Annotated in this window: 15 protein-coding genes; 9 read left to right on the top strand and 6 right to left on the bottom strand. The window is 61.1% G+C overall.

The genetic code is table 11. From position 1 onward, the window contains the following. Window positions 1-52: 52 nt before the first annotated feature. Window positions 53-1,057: an aldo/keto reductase gene (locus PQR42_RS18840; RefSeq protein ID WP_408387116.1), complete on the bottom strand. Its 1,005-nt coding sequence runs from the start codon at window positions 1,055-1,057 to the stop codon at window positions 53-55. Between the two features lie 381 nt (window positions 1,058-1,438). Here PQR42_RS18840 and PQR42_RS18845 point away from each other — a divergent pair, with 381 nt between their 5' ends. Continuing rightward, window positions 1,439-2,341 carry a LysR family transcriptional regulator gene (locus PQR42_RS18845; RefSeq protein WP_408208522.1) on the top strand — a complete coding sequence of 301 codons (903 nt, stop codon included), beginning with the start codon at window positions 1,439-1,441 and terminating at the stop codon, window positions 2,339-2,341. Window positions 2,342-2,458: 117 nt separating this feature from the next. After that, on the top strand, window positions 2,459-4,084 hold the full coding sequence (locus tag PQR42_RS18850; RefSeq protein WP_408387115.1) for a D-alanyl-D-alanine carboxypeptidase/D-alanyl-D-alanine-endopeptidase: 1,626 nt from the start codon (window positions 2,459-2,461) through the stop codon (window positions 4,082-4,084). Window positions 4,085-4,112: 28 nt separating this feature from the next. On the opposite strand, the gene PQR42_RS18855 is transcribed toward PQR42_RS18850, so the two are convergent. Beyond that, window positions 4,113-5,747, bottom strand: coding sequence for a D-alanyl-D-alanine carboxypeptidase/D-alanyl-D-alanine-endopeptidase (locus PQR42_RS18855; RefSeq protein WP_408208528.1), 1,635 nt, complete (start codon window positions 5,745-5,747; stop codon window positions 4,113-4,115). Between the two features lie 437 nt (window positions 5,748-6,184). Between PQR42_RS18855 and PQR42_RS18860 the strand changes: the two genes are divergently transcribed. Together PQR42_RS18860 and PQR42_RS18865 are read left to right on the top strand one after the other, a co-directional pair. Then, window positions 6,185-6,811: a chromate transporter gene (locus tag PQR42_RS18860; protein ID WP_408208531.1), complete on the top strand. Its 627-nt coding sequence runs from the start codon at window positions 6,185-6,187 to the stop codon at window positions 6,809-6,811. Between the two features lie 34 nt (window positions 6,812-6,845). Further along, window positions 6,846-7,382, top strand: a complete 537-nt coding sequence (locus tag PQR42_RS18865; protein WP_408208534.1) for a chromate transporter — start codon at window positions 6,846-6,848, stop codon at window positions 7,380-7,382. On the opposite strand, the gene PQR42_RS18870 is transcribed toward PQR42_RS18865, so the two are convergent. Beyond that, window positions 7,379-8,293, bottom strand: coding sequence for a LysR family transcriptional regulator (locus PQR42_RS18870; RefSeq protein ID WP_408387114.1), 915 nt, complete (start codon window positions 8,291-8,293; stop codon window positions 7,379-7,381). The two genes, PQR42_RS18865 and PQR42_RS18870, sit on opposite strands and share 4 nt — an antisense overlap. Window positions 8,294-8,527: 234 nt before the next feature. On the opposite strand from PQR42_RS18870, the gene PQR42_RS18875 reads away from it, so the two are divergent. From PQR42_RS18875 to PQR42_RS18890, 4 genes are read left to right on the top strand one after another with little or no spacing between them, the layout of a single operon-like run. Continuing rightward, window positions 8,528-9,871, top strand: coding sequence for an MFS transporter (locus tag PQR42_RS18875; RefSeq protein ID WP_408387113.1), 1,344 nt, complete (start codon window positions 8,528-8,530; stop codon window positions 9,869-9,871). 7 nt (window positions 9,872-9,878) lie between these two features. Then, window positions 9,879-10,619: an SDR family NAD(P)-dependent oxidoreductase gene (locus PQR42_RS18880; RefSeq protein ID WP_408208543.1), complete on the top strand. Its 741-nt coding sequence runs from the start codon at window positions 9,879-9,881 to the stop codon at window positions 10,617-10,619. Next, window positions 10,616-11,464 carry a sugar phosphate isomerase/epimerase family protein gene (locus PQR42_RS18885; protein WP_408387112.1) on the top strand — a complete coding sequence of 283 codons (849 nt, stop codon included), beginning with the start codon at window positions 10,616-10,618 and terminating at the stop codon, window positions 11,462-11,464. The genes PQR42_RS18880 and PQR42_RS18885 overlap by 4 nt, the downstream gene beginning before the upstream one ends. Continuing rightward, a complete protein-coding gene (locus tag PQR42_RS18890; RefSeq protein ID WP_408387111.1) occupies window positions 11,461-12,315 on the top strand; it encodes an amidohydrolase family protein in 855 nt (284 codons plus the stop codon). The genes PQR42_RS18885 and PQR42_RS18890 overlap by 4 nt, the downstream gene beginning before the upstream one ends. A 152-nt stretch (window positions 12,316-12,467) precedes the next feature. Here the strand turns inward: PQR42_RS18890 and PQR42_RS18895 are convergent, their stop codons facing one another. The 3 genes from PQR42_RS18895 to PQR42_RS18905 are packed head-to-tail and all read right to left on the bottom strand — an operon-like array spanning window position 12,468 to window position 15,324. Further along, window positions 12,468-13,238, bottom strand: coding sequence for an ATP-binding cassette domain-containing protein (locus PQR42_RS18895; RefSeq protein WP_408208552.1), 771 nt, complete (start codon window positions 13,236-13,238; stop codon window positions 12,468-12,470). After that, window positions 13,238-14,239: an ABC transporter permease gene (locus tag PQR42_RS18900; protein ID WP_408208555.1), complete on the bottom strand. Its 1,002-nt coding sequence runs from the start codon at window positions 14,237-14,239 to the stop codon at window positions 13,238-13,240. Before PQR42_RS18900 ends, PQR42_RS18895 begins: the two co-directional genes overlap by 1 nt. Beyond that, window positions 14,236-15,324, bottom strand: coding sequence for a sugar ABC transporter substrate-binding protein (locus tag PQR42_RS18905; protein WP_408387110.1), 1,089 nt, complete (start codon window positions 15,322-15,324; stop codon window positions 14,236-14,238). Before PQR42_RS18905 ends, PQR42_RS18900 begins: the two co-directional genes overlap by 4 nt. Window positions 15,325-15,707: 383 nt before the next feature. On the opposite strand from PQR42_RS18905, the gene PQR42_RS18910 reads away from it, so the two are divergent. Continuing rightward, complete coding sequence (locus PQR42_RS18910; RefSeq protein ID WP_408208561.1) at window positions 15,708-17,450, top strand: IlvD/Edd family dehydratase; 1,743 nt, start codon at window positions 15,708-15,710, stop codon at window positions 17,448-17,450. Window positions 17,451-17,539 lie beyond the last annotated feature (89 nt).

Here is a 17,539-nt window from a genome sequence, read left to right on the forward strand (position 1 = left end):
ACGGGTGATGCGCGTGAAGAGGTTCACCCGCGCGTACGCCCGCTATCCTGCTTCAAACAGTTCGCCGGCCTTCAATCGGATATCCCGGATCCGTGTAGCCCGGGGTCGAGGCGTGACCCGGAGGCACGAGGTTATCCACGAACTTTTCGTCGTCGGCCCCCAGTTGCACATCCAGCGCCTGAACGTAGCTATCCCAATGAGCCTCAGTGCGAGGACCGGCGATAGTCGAGCTGACGATTTTGTTCTTGAGCACCCAGGCCAATGCGAAGGCGATCGAATTTGTACCGCGTGCCTCGGCGTGCGCCGCAACCTGCTGTGCGATCGCCAGCGATTCAGGCCGCCATTCGGTCTGCTGGATGCGCTTGTCACCGCGCCCTGCACGCGAATCAGCCGGCGGCGCGCCATTCAGCGTGTATTTGCCGGTCAGCACGCCGCGGGCGAGCGGGCTATAAGGCACGACGCCGATGCCATAGTGCGCCGCTACGGGCAACTGCTCGACTTCGGCAGTGCGGTCGACCATGTTGTAAAGCGGCTCGCTGACGACTGGCCGATCGATGCCGAGCCGGTCGGCCAGACGCACGATCTCAGCAATGCGCCAGCCGCAGAAGTTGGACAAGCCGAAGTAACGAACCTTTCCTTGGCGAATCAGATCGCCAATCGCGCGGACACCCTCTTCGAGCGGCGCGTCGAGCAGTGCGCGATGGAAGTAGAGGATGTCGATATAGTCCGTGCCGAGGCGCTTGAGACTGGCTTCCACCGACTGAATGATCCACTTGCGCGACTGGCCCTGTTCGTTCGGACCCTGCGTCGTCGGATAGCCGAACTTCGTGGCGATTACCCAACTGTCGCGGCGCTCGGCAATTGCACGGCCGACGATTTCTTCGGAACGGCCGGCGTGATAGACGTCCGCTGTGTCAATGAAATTGACGCCCTGATCGAACGCTTTATCGATGATGCGCTTCGACGTGGCTTCATCCGTTTCACCACCGAACATCATCGCGCCCAGACACAAGGGTGAAACCTTGAGGGCGCTACGGCCCAGATATCGATAATCCATTAGCTTTCTCCATGCAGGCTACGCCTGTGCTTTGTCACTCATCCCGACGAGGCCGTGGCGACATCGATGCCGGAACCGACCTCGGTGACAGGCACGACTTGTCCGTCAACCGATACGTGCATCCGGACCACGCTATAAACAGCGGCTAAGTTGGGATCATAGACATTCGCCGTCTAGAGATTAAGTCCATGAAACTGCAAGAGGTTATGAAGTACATTCATGAATATTCCTGCATGCCTGTGCAAACGCGTGGCGTTAGTTCATGTAGCGCGTCTCAACCGGCTCTAATCGCAAGCCGCCATTGACCTGACGAATTTAACCAGTGCACGCGTGTGTGACTAGTGGTTAAATTCCGCAATCACCCATGAGATCGGTTCATTAATGCCACGCGAAAAGTTCAACGATCTGCTCGCCTTCATCGCCGTCGCGCGCGAACGAAGTTTCACTCGTGCGGCCGCCCAACTCGGTGTATCGCAATCGGCTTTGAGCCACACGATCCGCGCACTCGAAAACAGGCTCGGCCTGCGGCTGTTGACGCGAACCACACGCAGCGTATCGCCAACCGAGGCAGGCGAGCGCATCCTGCGGACGGTGGCGCCGCGCTTCGAGGAGATCGAAACCGAGCTGACAGCCGTCACAGAGCTTCGCGATAAACCTGTTGGCACGATTCGCATCACGGCGACCGATTACGCGACCAACACGGTTCTCTGGCCCAGGTTGTCGAAGGTGCTCCGTAAATATCCGGAGATCAAGATCGAAATCATCACCGACTACGGCTTAACTGACATCGTGACGGACCGCTACGACATCGGCATTCGTAACGGAGACCAGGTCGCAAAGGATATGATCGCGGTGCGCGTTGCCGCGGATATGAAGATGTCGATCGTCGGCACGCCGGCCTATTTGGAAAAGCAGCCGTTGCCGAAGAAGCCGCAGGATCTGATGGCGCACAACTGCATCAACTTGCGCCTGCCGACACTCGGAGCGTTTTACGCGTGGGAATTGAGAAAGGGCAGTCGTGAAGTTCAGGTTCGCGTGGAGGGCCAGTTCTCGTTCAACGGCACCTATCACATGCTCGACGCCGCATTGGCCGGTTACGGTCTCGCGTACATTCCGTCTGACCTGGCGCAGCCTCACGTTACGGCTGGGCGTCTCGTTCGCGTGCTCGACGACTGGTGTCCGACGTTTCCGGGCTTGCACGCGTATTACGCCAGCCGATCCGAGTCTTCGCGAGCGATGGCGCTGATTATCGATTCACTGCGTTATCGTCCGAAGACGAGCTAGCGTCAGCCAATCACCCTCTCGTACGAAATAAATCCGTGCGTTGCAGTACAGCATTTTGTATTCCTGCCGTCGGCATACTATGCTGAAACTCTCCCATGGCGATCGGCGGGAATTCCCATGCGCACGCAATTCCTGGCTGTTCTGGCGTTGATCGCCTCATGTTCGTTCGTCGGTGGTTGTGGCAGCGACATCTCGCAAGATCCCATTACGCAGATCATGGACAAGTCGCGCTATACGAGTGCGAAGTCGCAATGGTCGATGATCGTCATGGACGCGGGCACGGGCGAAGTGCTGTACTCGCTGCAGCCGGACGTGCTGTCATTGACCGGCTCGGTGCGCAAGCTCTTCTCGGTGGGAACGGCGCTCAACGCAATCGGTCCGGATTATCGTTTTGAAACGCCGGTCTATCGTAATGGCACGGTCGACGCATCCGGCAAACTGACCGGCGATCTCATCGTCAAGGCATCCGGCGATCTGACTTTCGGCGGCCGGATGAAGGCCGACGGCACGATCGATTTCACCGACTTCGACCACAACGAGGCGCGTGCCTTCAATGGTGCGATCCTGACGCCCGAAGACCCGCTGACGGCCGTGAACGAGTTGGCGACGCAGGTCAGGGCGGCGGGCATCACGTCCATCAGCGGCGACGTGATCATCGACGACAGGCTCTTTGACGCGTTCCGCGTGCCGAACGGCAACGTGCTGATTTCGCCGATTCTCATCAACGAGAACGTGATCGATGTGACGCTCGCACCCGGTGCGAACGCGGGGCAACCTGGCCAGCTCGACTGGCGGCCGCGCACGAGTGCGATGACCATGCAGGGAACGTCGATTACGGCCGCGGCCAACAGCGCACCGGACATCGTGACATCCGGTGACGCGCTCGACGAAGGGCCGCTCAGTTGTCTCGCCACGCCCGGCTGTAAAGGAACGATCTCCGGCGAAGCCAGCCTCAGCACGCCGGCGTCGATCCCCGCCGGCTATCAGGCGGCGTTGATTGGCAACGACCTGTACGTCAGCAACCTGCGTGTCGAGGATCCGCCGTCCTTTGCGCGGACCGCATTCATCGACGCATTGATGCGCGCCGGCGTGACGGTGTCCGCGCCCGCTGTCCAGCCGAATGCTTCAGACAGATTGCCCGCGCCGCAAACCTATACGAGCGCGACGCAGGTCGCGAGTTTTACGTCGTTGCCGTATTCGGAGTTCGCGAAGCTGATCCTCAAGGTCAGCCTGAATACGGGCGCTAATCTGAGCCTGATGTACCAGGGTTTGACGAAAGGCGCGCGGACCGTCAGCGACGCGCTGGCCACCGAGCGTCAATCCTTGACAGGCGATCTGGGCCTTGACGGAGCCGGCTTCAATTTTCCGACCAATGGCAGCGGCACACCTGACAGCCGCGCGACGGCACGCACCACCGCGACGCTGCTCAGTGTGATGAGCCGCCGGCCGAACTACACGGTGTATCGGAACGCACTCTCGATTCTCGGTGTCGATGGTTCGCTTGCCGCAATCGGTAAAAACGTGGCGGGCAAGGAGCATATCGTCGTGAAGAGTGGCGCGACCGTCTCCGGCGGGCAGATGGTCGCCATGAACATGGCCGGCTATATCGACGCCAGGAGCGGACGGCGACTCGCCTACGCGCTGTTCGTCAACAACGCCGGTCCGGTGGCCGCGCTCACCGACACGCTCGATGTATTCGACGACGAAGCAGCAATACTCGGCATCGTCTACGCACGGTATTGACCAAACGCAGGCAGGCTGCGCCGCCGCGCTACTGCAGTTTCCAGAGCATCGCCGAAATCGTGCCTTCGTCCTGGAAGACCGATAGCACGTCGATGATGCCCGAAATGGGAACGTTGTTCACCGTCAGCACGAATACGATACGGTGGCCGCTTTTCGCATCGATATAGCCGGCGAGGGATTGTCCTCTCAGGAACGGTAACGACGGCGCAGAGGGGTTTTCCGTGACGTAAGTGCCGGTTTTCGCGTGCACCTGGCCTTTCGCTCCCGCGAGCGTCGCATCGGATTCGAAGGCGGTGATGGTAGCCAGCGATCCGTCCACGCCCAGCACCGGCAACGCGTCGAAGTAGGGCGAAAAGACCAGCGTCGTGCTCATGCCTCTCAGCATGGCAATGACCGCCGTGCCGCTCGCAGTCGAGTCGCCACCGCCGCTGCCGTCGATGAAGTGGTACTGGCTCGACGGGATCTTGAACGTGGTGGACAGTTCGCTCTGTTCCGCCGCCAACGCGCCGGTCAGCGTCGTGGCGTTGTTGTTCGCAAGACCGAACAGCATGAGGCTCGTATCGGCGCCGATGTTATAGCTGACCTTCATGATGTATCTGACGTATTGCTCATACGGTTGCGAAGTGAGTTGCGCAACCTGCGTCGCGCTCGAATACGAGCCTTGCGCGGGCAGCAACTGAACCGGATTGGCGGCGACGGGCGCCGCCGTGACCGTGACACCCGCGCGCGCCAGCGCCTCGATGAACACCGTGCGGGCGTAATTCGAGGGCTCGGTCACGCGGAACGTGCGGATCAGTGGGTAGGCGTTCGTCAGTGGCGGCACGAAGCCCGCCGGCACGCTACCGGTTACGTTGCCGACACAACCCGGCGAACCGATGCACAACGGCAGTTCAGGCGCGAGTTCGATATCCAGCTTCGAGGCCGCGCTGCCCGTCGCGAGCGTGGATTGCACGCTGAACGCGGCCGTTTTGGGCCGCCAGTCGAATGGAACGGGCGAGCCTTCGCCGCTCTGGTTCAGTGTGACGTCGACCACGTCGTCGTTGACGAAGATCGGCCGCACGTTGAATTCACCGCGAAAGTTGAAGGGCTCGAAAAGGCGGTCGTCGATCACGACATCGCCATTGATTGTTTTGATGCCCGCAGCCGCCACCTGCGCCGCGAGGGAATTGAAGCCGGCGAGCGGATCGGGCGTGGCTAGTATCGCGTTGCCCAGCGAGTTGGCCTCGTTGTGATCGAAGTTCGTGATGGCGATCGTGCCGTCCGGGTTGGCGCGGCCGCCCATCGTCAGATCGCCGCTTGCCAGCAGAATCAGATTGCCGTTGAGGGTGCCGCTCGCATTGACCGTACCCTGCCGGTAGACCGGCGTGACGAATTGATGCTGCGCACCCAGTTGATTCAGCGCGGAGCCGACCGAAAAGAGCTTGCGCACCGAACCGATCAGCATTTGTGCGCTCGAGTTCATGTCGTAGATCACATGGCCCGAGTCGAGATCGACCACCTGCATCGACCAGGTCGCGTTCTGGTAGATCGGCTTTTGCATCACCTGCATGATCGAATCGGGGACCGTCGGATTCGAATTGAGCGAATCGCCGCACGACACCAGCAGAAAGGCGCTCGCGATTGCGGCCCAACTTTTCCACTGTCGATTGATTGTCGGGCTCATGGCACGTCTCCAGCGTTGACTGCACGTTAAGCGGCTCGATTCGCAGCGGATGCATCCCGTCACGGCGAGATCACGGCATCAGAAGGTCCGGCGGTCAGGCGAACGACGGCGCCGCATGAAATGAAAATCACGCTCGGTGCGAAATTGGATTTCCGGCAACAGCAGGTAAATGTACTTCTACGTTGTGGCCCGGCCGGCAGATAGTGGAATTAAATACCGTCCTGAACGGGTGTCAAGGAGACTGTTCGCACGGACGCGCAGGGGGCGAGGCTTTGGCGTCGTTTCATGATGGGTGAATGAATCCGGCCTATTGCAGCTATCATTTAGCACGCGGGGCAAACCTGGTGACAGCGTCGTTGTGGCCGCAACGACGCAAATGACGCCAACGACGCGCCAGGATTCACAGGCTATGCCACACAGTTCGTAAGGAGGGAGCATTGGTCAAAGGCACCAACGGGCAAGACGTTCTCGACGCGGCATCGGGGCACGAAGACATCGGGCAAGGCGGCGAACGTGCGCCCGGCAAGGTGACCGCGCTAGGGCTGTTCCTTATTTTTTCCCGCATCGGGCTCACGAGTTTTGGCGGCGGATTGAGTGGCTGGTTTCTGCGCGAGTTCGTGCACGACCGGCACTGGCTGAGCGAGGATGAATTCCTCAACGGACTGGCGTTGTCGCAGGCGCTGCCGGGCGTCAACGTCAAGAACCTGGCCATCTGGATCGGTTATCGTTTGCTTGGCTGGCGCGGGGCGCTGGCCGGATTTTGCGGAATCATCTTCCCGCCGGCCATCCTGATCGTGCTGCTCGGCGCATTCTTCTCGGCCATCGCCTATCTTCCGCTGACGCATACCGCGCTGGCCGGTGCGGCGGCAGGTGCGATCGGCCTATCCGCGGCGATGGCGATCACCGCCGCGCGCAGGCTGCCGCGGCGCGTTTTTTCGTATCTCATGCTGATTGCGACCTTCGTGGCGGTGGCGTTATTCAGGGCGTCGCTCGTGTGGACCGTGTTGATAGCCGGCGCCCTGAGCGTCGGCTACGAATACGTCCGTTCGCCGCGGCAGCAATAACGACAGTCGGGCAACTTTCAGAAAGCCACATCACGTGTCCAGAAATCTCATCGCACTGTTTTCGGTTTTCGCGCCGCTTTCGATCGTGACGGTCGGCGGCGGGCAAGGGATCATTGCCGAGGTCCAACGGCAAGTCGTCGACGTGCATCATTGGATGACGCATGCCCAATTCCTGAGCGACTTCGCGATTGCACGCCTCGCGCCGGGCCCGGGGTCGCTGCTGGCGACATTGATCGGCTGGCAGGTCGGCGGCTTTGGCGGAGCCCTCGTGGCGACGCTGGCTTTATTCGGGCCAACGGCGTTCCTGATGTGCGGCGTCGTGCACGTGTGGAACAGACATGAAGGCGCCCGCTGGTTGAACGCATTACAGGCGGGTCTGCGGCCCGTCGCCGCCGGTCTCATTCTGGCCGCCGTCTACGTGTTGATGAAACAACTCGATGGCGGCTGGATAGCGTGGCTTATCGCGGCAATCGCAACGGTGCTGGTGATGACGACGCGAATCAACGCTTTGGTGTTGATAGCGGGCGGCGCCGTGTCGTTTGTCGTGCTGCACTTCGCGGGTTTGCTCTAGTCCGGCAGCGACGCACCCGCAATCTGCCGGTTTATACGTTGCGCCTGCTTGTAGATGGCGTGCATCAACAGCGCCGTATTGCGGGAAGGCGGGGAGAACTTCGAATAGACAAAGGTCGAGACGAGTTCGAGTTCCTCGATCAACGGACGGACGATAAAGCCCTGACCTTCCGCGGCGAACTCGTCGACGATAGCGAGCCCGAGTCCGCCTTTCACCAGTGCCAGCGCCTGGTCCGCGCGCGTGACATCCACCACGGATTGCAGTTCGACATTGGCTTGCTGGCATGCGCGCGCGATCATCGTGCCGAACGGAATGTCGCGCCTGAAGAGAATCATGGGCTCGCCAATCAGGTCGGCCAGTGCAATGGGTTCGGGCGCGGCAAGGCGATGAAGAGGCGGCACGACGCAGACCATTCTGCCGCGCATGAATGGCACGACGTCGAGGTGTTCGTGCTCGATCGGCATCGACGTGACCGCCACGTCGACGGCCTTGCTCAACACTTCAAGCGGCATGTCGGCCATCAGGGTGGTGTGCCAATCCACGCTGAGCCCCGGCAACTGCCGTTTCAACTCGACGATGGCGGGCGCGACAATCGACGTCGCCAACGACGGACTGCACGACACCCGCAACAGGCTCGCCGGCCCAAGCGCCAGCGCCCGCGCGAATTCATCGACGCTCAGTGCCGCCTGATAGACCTGTTCCACTTCCCTGAATAGCGCCTGCGCTTCCGCTGTCGGTATCAGCCGGCCTTTCGTGCGTTCAAAGAGGCGCAGCCCCAAGGTGGTCTCCGTGTGGGAGATGAGCTTGCTGACAGCCGGTTGGGACACGTAGAGCATCTTCGCTGCTGCGTTGATCGAGCCGGTCAGCATGACCGCGCGAAACACTTCCATCTGCCTGAGCTTGAACCGCATGCATCCTCCAGAACGCGTATCCGGAGATATTAACCAAAAGTTATAGGGTAGCTGAAACTCGGCATACGACAAGCTTGCGGCAACTATCTAGTATCTGCTCAACGGGAGCCCGTCTCCCGCAATGCGTAACGCGCACAAGCCGCACGACCTGAACAACGGCTGCGAAGCGGGCAACGGGCCTCGGGCAAGCGGCGGCTCGCGAAGCGCGCCAAGAATAGACAGGATGGAGACACGATGAATCACGCAACTCAGTCTGGAGTCGCGGCAATGGACATTGCCACGACCGCGCGGCGGACCCGCGCCCGCTTCGGCATACTCGCGCTGCTGGCGGTCGGCACGATGATCAATTATCTGGACCGCAGCGTCGCCGGGATTGCCGCGCCGAGCATGAGTCACGAACTCGGCCTCAATCCGGCGCTAATGGGCGTGATCTTCTCAGCGTTCTCGTGGACGTACACGGCTTCGCAGATTCCCGGCGGCGTGATGCTGGACCGTGTCGGAACCCGTTGGACCTACTTCTTCGCGCTTACGCTGTGGTCTCTTTTCACGGGATTGCAGGGTCTGGCAACGGGCTTCGTGTCGCTGCTGATCATGCGTTTGCTGATCGGTATTGCCGAAGCGCCGTGTTTTCCGACTAACAGCCGCGTGGTCGCGATCTGGTTTCCACAGAGCGAGCGTGCCCGCGCAACCGGCATCTACACGTTCGCGGAATACGTTGGCCTCGCTTTCCTGAGTCCGTTCCTGTTCTGGCTCGAACAACGTTATGGATGGCGCGCGCTGTTCGGCATCGTCGGCACGGTCGGGGTCGTGTTCGGCGGCATCTGGCTCATGCGCTTTCACGAGCCGCATCAGTCGAAGCGCGCGAATCGCGCCGAACTCGATTACATCGCGGATGGCGGCGGCGTGGTCGACGGAAGCCAGCAGGCCACGCACTTTCGCTGGTCCGACATCGGCGCGTTGCTCAAGCGGCGCAGCATGCTCGGCATCTGCCTCGGCCAGTTCGCCTGCAATTCGACCAACGTGTTCTTTCTGACGTGGTTCCCGACTTACCTCGTCACCGAACGTCATATGCCGTGGCTGAAGGTCGGGCTGATCGCGGTGCTGCCGTTCATCGCCGCGTCCGTGGGTACGCTCGCGGGAGGCTGGATCTCCGACGCCATGCTGCGCCGGGGCATCTCTCTGAACTGGTCGCGCAAGCTGCCGGTCATCGTGGGCCTGCTCGCTGCGTCGAGCATTGTCCTGGCGAACTATGTCGAGTCCACCGCAACCGTCATCGCGATTCTTTGCGTTGCCTACTTTGCTCAAGGGATGTCGGCGCTCGCATGGATGATCGTCTCGGACATCGCCCCCAAAGGTCTGCTCGGTTTGAGCGGCGGTATTTTCAATCTGTTCGCCAACGCAGCGGGGATCGTCACGCCGCTGGTGATCGGCCTGATCGTCAACGCGACGGGTTCGTTCGTCTACGCGTTGGCCTTCATCTCGGCCGTCACGCTGGTTGGCGCGCTTTCGTACATCTTCGTCGTCGGTGATATCAGGCGCATCGAACTACAAGACGACATTCTCCAGGCACAGGAATAAATTTCGTATGACTCGTTCTCTCGACGGAAAAGTGGCCATCGTCACGGGCGCCGCGCGCGGCATTGGTCTGGGTATCGCTCAAAAGCTGAAAGCGGACGGCGCACGCGTGGCGGTGTGGGACCTGAACGTGGACGACTGCGGCGCGCAACGTCTGGGCTTCGCGCCCGACCACGTTCAGCAGGTGGATGTTGCTTCCATCGACTCGGTCGAACAGGCCTTCGCGGCCACGCTCGAACGTCTCGGTCAGGTGGATATTCTCGTGAACAACGCGGGGATCAATGGACCGGTGGCGCCGTGCTGGGAATATCCGGTGGACGCATGGCAACGTGTGATCGCCGTGGATCTGAATAGCGTGTTTTACTGCTGCCGCGTGGCCATTCCGCATATGCGCGCGCGCGGCGGTGGGCGCATCGTCAACGTGGCGTCGATCGCGGGCAAGGAAGGCGTTCAGTTCATCTCGGGGTACTCGGCGGCGAAAGCGGGTGTCATCGCGTTCACCAAGGCCGCGGCGAAGGAACTGGCGAAGGACAATGTGCTCATCAACTGCGTCGCGCCGGCGATGGTCGAAACCGAACTGTTCAGCGAGATGTCCGACGCGCATATCGAGGCGAGCAAGGCCAAGATTCCGATGGGCCGCTTTCTTCAGATCGAGGAAGTCGGTGCGATGGTTAGCTGGATCGCGAGTCCAGAATGCAGCTTTACGAGCGGCTTCACTTTCGATCTGACCGGCGGGAGGGCCACGTATTGAGCGCGCGGACAGAAGCGCCGAAGCTTGCCGTCGCGCATCTCACCGCGCTGGAGCTGGCCCCGCTGGAATGGGTGACGCAAGCGGCGCACGCGGGATTCGATGCGGTGGGGCTGAGGCTGAACCCGACCTCCGCGGATGCGATCGCGTACCCGTCCATCGTGGGGAGCGAAGCGCATCGCGCACTGCGGCGCGTGCTTGCCGACGAGGGCGTGGCGGTGCACGACGTCGAGTTCATTCCGGTGTTGCCCGATATCGACGTCGCGTCCCATGCGCCGATGTTCGAGGCCGCAGCCGATCTGGGCGCCCGTTGCGTGACAGTCTCGGGCGACGATTCAGACGCAGGGCGGCTTGCCGCCAACCTCGCGGCCCTGTGCGAACTGGCCGCGCAATATGGCTTGCGTGTCGATCTGGAGTTCATGCGCTGGCGCCATGTCGGCACGCTGAATCAGGCCCGGTCGATGGTCGAGCGCGTGGACAGTGCCAACCTCGCGATTCTCGTCGACGCTTTGCATCTCGCGCGCTCGGGCGGCAGCCCGGCGGACATCCGGGCACTGCCGGCGGGGATGGTGCGAGCCGTGCAGCTTTGCGACGCATCTCAGCACGCGCCCGTTGGGGACGATGCGACGATCCTCGAAGCGCGCACCGGCCGTCTGCCGCCGGGTGAAGGGGAGTTGCCGCTCATCGACTTGCTGGACGCGCTGCCCGCTGAAACGGCGTTGGGCGTGGAGATGCCGTTGCCGTCGCTGCCCGCGAAGGACCGGCTCGAGCTTGCGTACCGAAGCACGCGCGCTATGCTTGAAGTTGCACGCCGCCGTCACGAATCTCTCGGAGAGTCGCATCAATGAATATTTTCGATGAAGAGAAGATCGACTGTCACAACCATATTCTCGATCCCGCGCGCTTTCCTTATCGCGCCGACACCGCGTACCGGCCGTCGATGCAGGAGATCGGCACCGCTGCGCAGTTTGCTCACGTAATGGACGCATACGGCGTGCGACATGCGTTGCTGGTCGGGCCGACGAGCGGCTACCGCACCGACAATCGCTGCATGCTCGATGCCATAGCGCGTCATGGCGATCGTTTCAAAGGCATCGCCGTGGTGGACAACGACGTGGGCCGGAAAGCGCTGCTGGAGATGAAGCGCGCCGGCGTGGTCGGCGTCGCCTTCAATCCGGCGATGGAAGGCGTCGACGTGATGAACGATGCCGACGCGTTATTCAATACGCTGGCCGACCTCGATATGTTCGCGCAGATCCAGGTCACGGGCGATCAGTTGGTCGCGCTCGAACCGCTGATCGGGCGGACTGCGACGCGGGTACTGATCGACCACTGCGGTCGCCCCGATATTGCGGCCGGCTTGAATCAGCCCGGCTTCCAGGCGCTCCTGCGCCTTGCCGACACCGCGCGCACCGTCGTCAAGCTTTCCGGGCTGCAAAAATTTTCGCAGCTTGAATATCCGTACGAAGACGCGCAGATTTTCGCGCGGCAGATTCTTCGCACGTTCGGCCCGGATCGCTGCGTGTGGGGCTCGGATTGGCCGTTCCTGCGCTCGCCGGTGCGGATGGACTATGCTCCGCTGCTGGCGTTGGTCCAGCGTCTGATTCCCGATCCGGACGCACGCCGACGTGTTTTGTGGACTACGCCTCGCAGCTTGTTTGGCTTCGACGCTTGTGATGCGATCGCGGCCGTTGAATGAGCGTCGGCGACCCTGCTCGGCAGCGCGAGCGCCCAGGATCTATAAGGATCTCGTTCAGCGGTATACCGTGGACGCCGCGCTTGTGCCGATGAAGGTGCCGTCGCTGCGCTGCCGCTGCGATTAACCCCTGAAGCAGCACTTGCCGCAAAGTATCAATGCGTCGTTGCCCGCATCGCCCGATATTCGCGTCGGACGATATCCATGAGCTCCTCGACCGACGTGCTGGCTGCCTCCCGTTGATACGTCACACGTCCGCGTTGCATCAGCATCACGCGATCCGCGATGTCGAGCGTCTGCGCGTAGTTGTGCATGATCATGACGATAGACAAACCGCCTTTCGCCTTGAGCCGAAGGATCAGGTCGATGATCAGTCCAGCCTCGCGGGCGCCCATCGCGGCTAGCGGTTCGTCGAGCAGCAGTATCTTTGCATTCGAATTGACCGCGCGAGCGACCGCGATAGCCTGCCGCTGCCCGCCGGAAAGCTGCTCGACCGGCAGGTCGACCGAGGGCACGTGCACGCCGATTTCTTCAAGACACTCCGCGGCGCGCTCACGCATTGCGCGATTGTTCAGCAGGCGGAATGGCCCTCGACGGATGATTTCCCGATTCAGGAACATGTTGTGATAGATGCTCAGGGAATTGGCGAGCGCCAGATCCTGATAGACACATTCAATGCCGAGCGAACGGGCGTGATCGACCGACCGAAGCATCGTTTCCTCGCCGCCGACAAACAGCTTGCCGCTTGTCTGCTGATGAAAGCCGGTCAGAATCTTGATCAGCGTCGATTTGCCTGCGCCATTGTCGCCAAGCACGCCGAGAATCTCGCCCTGTCTTAGCGTCAGCGTCACGCCATCGAGCGCGGTGACCGCGCCGAAACGCTTCACAATGTCTTCACCGCGCAGCGCCTCCAGCACCTCGGACATTACAGCTCTCCCTTGCGTGCGAGACGAACCACGTGGATGTTGAAGATCATGGCCCCGAGAATTGCCGCGCCGAGAATCATGTTGAAGGTGAAGGCGTTGATGCCGATCAGCGTGAAGCCGTCGTTGAGAATGCCAAGCACCGCCGCGCCGATCAGCCCGCCTATGATCGTGCCCGATCCCCCTGCGAGGGGCGTGCCGCCAATCACGGCAGCGGCGACGGCGAGAAACATGATCTGATTGCCGCCAGCTTGCGGATCGATCGACGTGATGCGGAAACCCTCCAGGATCCCGGTCAGGCCGGCGAGAAGCGCGGCAAGAATGAAGTTGCCCAGCTTCAGGCGTCTCACCTGTATCCCCGCCTCGCTCGCACCCAGTGGATTCGCCCCGGACGCGATCGTATGCAAACCCCAACGTGTGTGACGTAGCAGCACATGCATGAGCGCAGCAATGACAAGCGTCCAGATGATTTCGCTGTAACCCCATTCGCCCATGAATGCCGCAAACGCTGAATTTTCCGGCGGCGAAACCGGTGTGCCTCGTGAAATCGTCAACGTGAGGCCGTTCACGAAGAACAACGTGCCGAGCGTCGTCACGAACGATGGGATGCGCAGGTACACCGTCACGGCGCCGTTGATCAGACCGACGAGGGCCGCGGCGAACACGCCGGTGAGCATCCCAAGCCATGGCGGCAAGCCCGCTTCGATGGCGAAATGCATGATGAAAGGCGCAAATGCGAAAACCATCCCGGCGGAGAGATCGATCTCCCCGCCGATCATCAGCATGATTTCGCCAAAGGCAATGATCGCCACTGGCGCGATGAACTGCGAGAGATTCTGCAGACTCGCGCTGGTCAGCAGAAAGTCATGGTTGACCGTCTCGAAGTAGATGCAGAGGATGAGCGCTACCGCAAAGATGCGGATCTCGCTGGAACGCCCGAGCGCGCCTGACCGGCGCCTCGGACGTTGGGCGGCTTTCTGGGCGTCCGTCACAGAAGACGTCACCCTTTGATCGCACCGGTGCGTGGCACGATCTGGGCTTTCGTGCTCTTGCCTTCATAGCGCGTCGACGTGTTCAGGTACGGATCCACCGTACCCTTGGTGACGAACTTCAGACCCGTGTTGACGTTGGCCGGTCCGACGAGCCCACCGGAGGCGAGGAAGGTGAACGCCTCAACCACGGTATAGAAACCCTGTACGTACGGCTGCTGGTCGATCGTGAAGTCGAGGAAGCCTTCGTGAATCAGATCAACCGTGCGCGGCAAGAGATCAAAGCCGCCGCCGTGAACGCCCTTAGACGGCAGGTTGGATTCCTTCATGACCACGGCGACGCCCTGGGTGCTGCCCGCGTCCACCGCGAACATGCCTTTGAGATCCTGGTGGCCGAGAAAGAAGGATTTGATCTTCGAGAGTTCTTCGTTGACGGTCGCGCCGGTTGCGATGGTCTGCACGTCGATCTTCTTGCCCGATTTCTTGATTGCAGCCACCGCGCCATCCAGGCGGGGCTGAATGTTGAGCTGGCCCGGCGTTGCAATAAAGAGCGCGACAAGGCCGCTATCGATGAGGCTCACGATCCGCTCGCCCATCTGATAACCGGACAGATAAAGATCCTGGCCGATATACGCGAGGCGCGGATTCGTGGAACCCGAAGGTGCGTCGGCGTTATAGGCGAACACGGGAATGCCGGCGTCGAGCGCGGCCTGGATGGGTTTGTCGAATGCCTTGGGGTCGACGATCGGTACTGCGATCGCGTCGGCTTTCGAGGCAATCGCCGCGTTGACCGCATTCACCATTTCGGCGATGTCGGCATTGGCCGAACCGGTCCATTGATAGTCCATGCCCAGCAAAGCGGTCGCGTCCTGAATGCCGTATTGCGTCGGCACGAAGAACGGATTCGTCGTGACATGGTTGACGAATACGATCTTCCATCGTTTGTGCGCCGGGAACGAACCCGCTTCGGCCGCCTGGGCCGACGAGATCATTCCATCCATTCCACCCATCAGCGCCAGTGCTGCGGACAGACCCGCGCCCTGCAGCAATCCGCGACGCATGCCTTGCACTTCGTCCTTGTCTTCCTTCGCTTGCGCCATCTCAGTCTCCCGTCTCTCAGTTGTTGAACACTTCACTGTTTATAACGGCGCAAGCAGGAAAAGCTCCGGCAAGACAGGCACCGGAACCGGGCATAACTCCTTTCGGAAAGCCCACGTGCACGCGCGTACGCATGACTACCCCTCAGAAAATGCTATATCACGCACTTTTGCCTACTAATCGATGTATACCCTTAACTAGTCTGACTAATTAATTACTGTCGCGCAGCTCACGCCTTTTTCATTCGCGGCTCGGGGTGCGGCGCAACACGATCACCGGACAGGTCTGGCTCGTTGGTCGCGGAATCACGTGTCGTCGGAATGATGTGCACGATACACCGATTTAATAGTATTACTATCGAGTTGGCACCTGGAAGGAGAGGGACATGAAGAACGGAAAGCGCCCGCTACGCTCTGCCCAATGGTTCGGGTCAGCCGACAAGAACGGTTTCATGTATCGAAGCTGGATGAAAAACCAGGGCATTCCCGATCACGAATTTCACGGTAAACCAATTATTGGGATCTGCAACACGTGGTCCGAGTTGACCCCGTGCAATGCGCATTTTCGAAAGCTTGCTGAACACGTAAAGCGCGGCGTGCTGGAAGCGGGCGGTTTCCCGGTGGAATTCCCGGTGTTTTCCAATGGCGAGTCGAACTTGCGTCCCACGGCGATGCTCACACGCAATCTCGCGAGCATGGACGTCGAGGAGTCGATTCGCGGCAATCCGATCGACGCTGTCGTCCTGCTCGCCGGTTGCGACAAGACGACCCCCGCGCTTCTGATGGGCGCGGCAAGCTGCGATGTACCGGCGATCCTCGTCACCGGCGGTCCGATGCTCAACGGCAAGCATCAAGGCCGCGATATCGGCTCGGGCACGATCGTCTGGCAACTGAGCGAGCAGGTGAAGGCGGGCAAAATCTCGCTGCACGACTTCATGTCGGCCGAAGCCGGGATGTCGCGCTCGGCAGGCACCTGCAATACGATGGGCACCGCCTCGACGATGGCCTGCATGGCGGAAGCGCTTGGCGTCACGCTTCCTCACAATGCGGCGATTCCCGCGGTGGACGCGCGCCGCTACGTGCTGGCGCATATGTCGGGGATGCGCATCGTGCAGATGGCGCTCGAGGATTTACGTCTGTCGGCGCTGCTCACGCGTGAGGCATTCGAAAATGCGATTCGCGTCAATGCAGCGATCGGCGGCTCGACGAATGCGGCGATTCACCTGAAGGCAATTGCGGGACGCATCGGTGTGAGCCTTGAACTCGATGACTGGACGCGGATTGGACGCGGTACGCCGACGGTGGTCGACCTGCAGCCGTCGGGCCGCTACCTGATGGAAGAGTTCTATTACGCAGGTGGCCTGCCCGCGGTCTTGCGCCGGCTCGGCGAAGGCGGTCTGCTGCCGCATCCGGGTGCGCTGACTGCAAATGGGCAGTCGCTGTGGGACAACTGCAAGGATGCCCCGCTTTACAACGAGGAAGTCATTCGCACGCTCGATAAGCCGATTTTTCCGGATGGCGGCTTATACGTACTGCGCGGCAATCTCGCGCCCAACGGGGCGGTGCTCAAACCTTCCGCGTCCACCCCCGCGCTGCTCAGACATCGTGGACGGGCGGTGGTTTTTGAAAGCTTCGAAGACTACAAGGCACGCATCGGCGCGCCCGAGCTGGACGTGAGCGCCGATTCGGTGCTGGTCCTGAAGAATTGCGGACCCAAGGGCTATCCCGGCATGGCCGAAGTCGGCAACATGGGCCTGCCGCCAAAACTGCTGGCTCAAGGCGTGACGGACATGGTCCGGATATCCGATGCGCGGATGAGCGGCACCGCGTACGGGACGGTGGTGCTGCACGTAGCGCCCGAGGCGCGCGCGGGCGGCCCGCTCGCGGTGGTCCGGAACGGCGACTGGATCGAAGTGGACTGCGATGCCGGGCGCCTGCATCTCGACGTCAGCGATGACGAACTCGCTGCGCGTCTCGCCGCATGGACTCAAGCACGCCAGGACGATCCCGCCGACGCAAGCGGCTACCGGCATCTGTACGTTGAGCACGTATTGCAGGCCGATCAGGGATGTGACTTCGACTTTCTGGTGGGCTGCCGGGGCGCGGAAGTGCCACGCCATTCGCATTGAGCGGCAGAGTGCGGGCGATCACGGCCACCGTCGTCTAATCAATCATAAAGACGTTTACTTCGCATGCGAATGTTATATACTTCGCATGC

Origin of the sequence: Paraburkholderia sediminicola (genome assembly GCF_046027355.1) — a bacterium.
In the GTDB taxonomy this organism is placed as follows: domain Bacteria; phylum Pseudomonadota; class Gammaproteobacteria; order Burkholderiales; family Burkholderiaceae; genus Paraburkholderia; species Paraburkholderia sediminicola_B.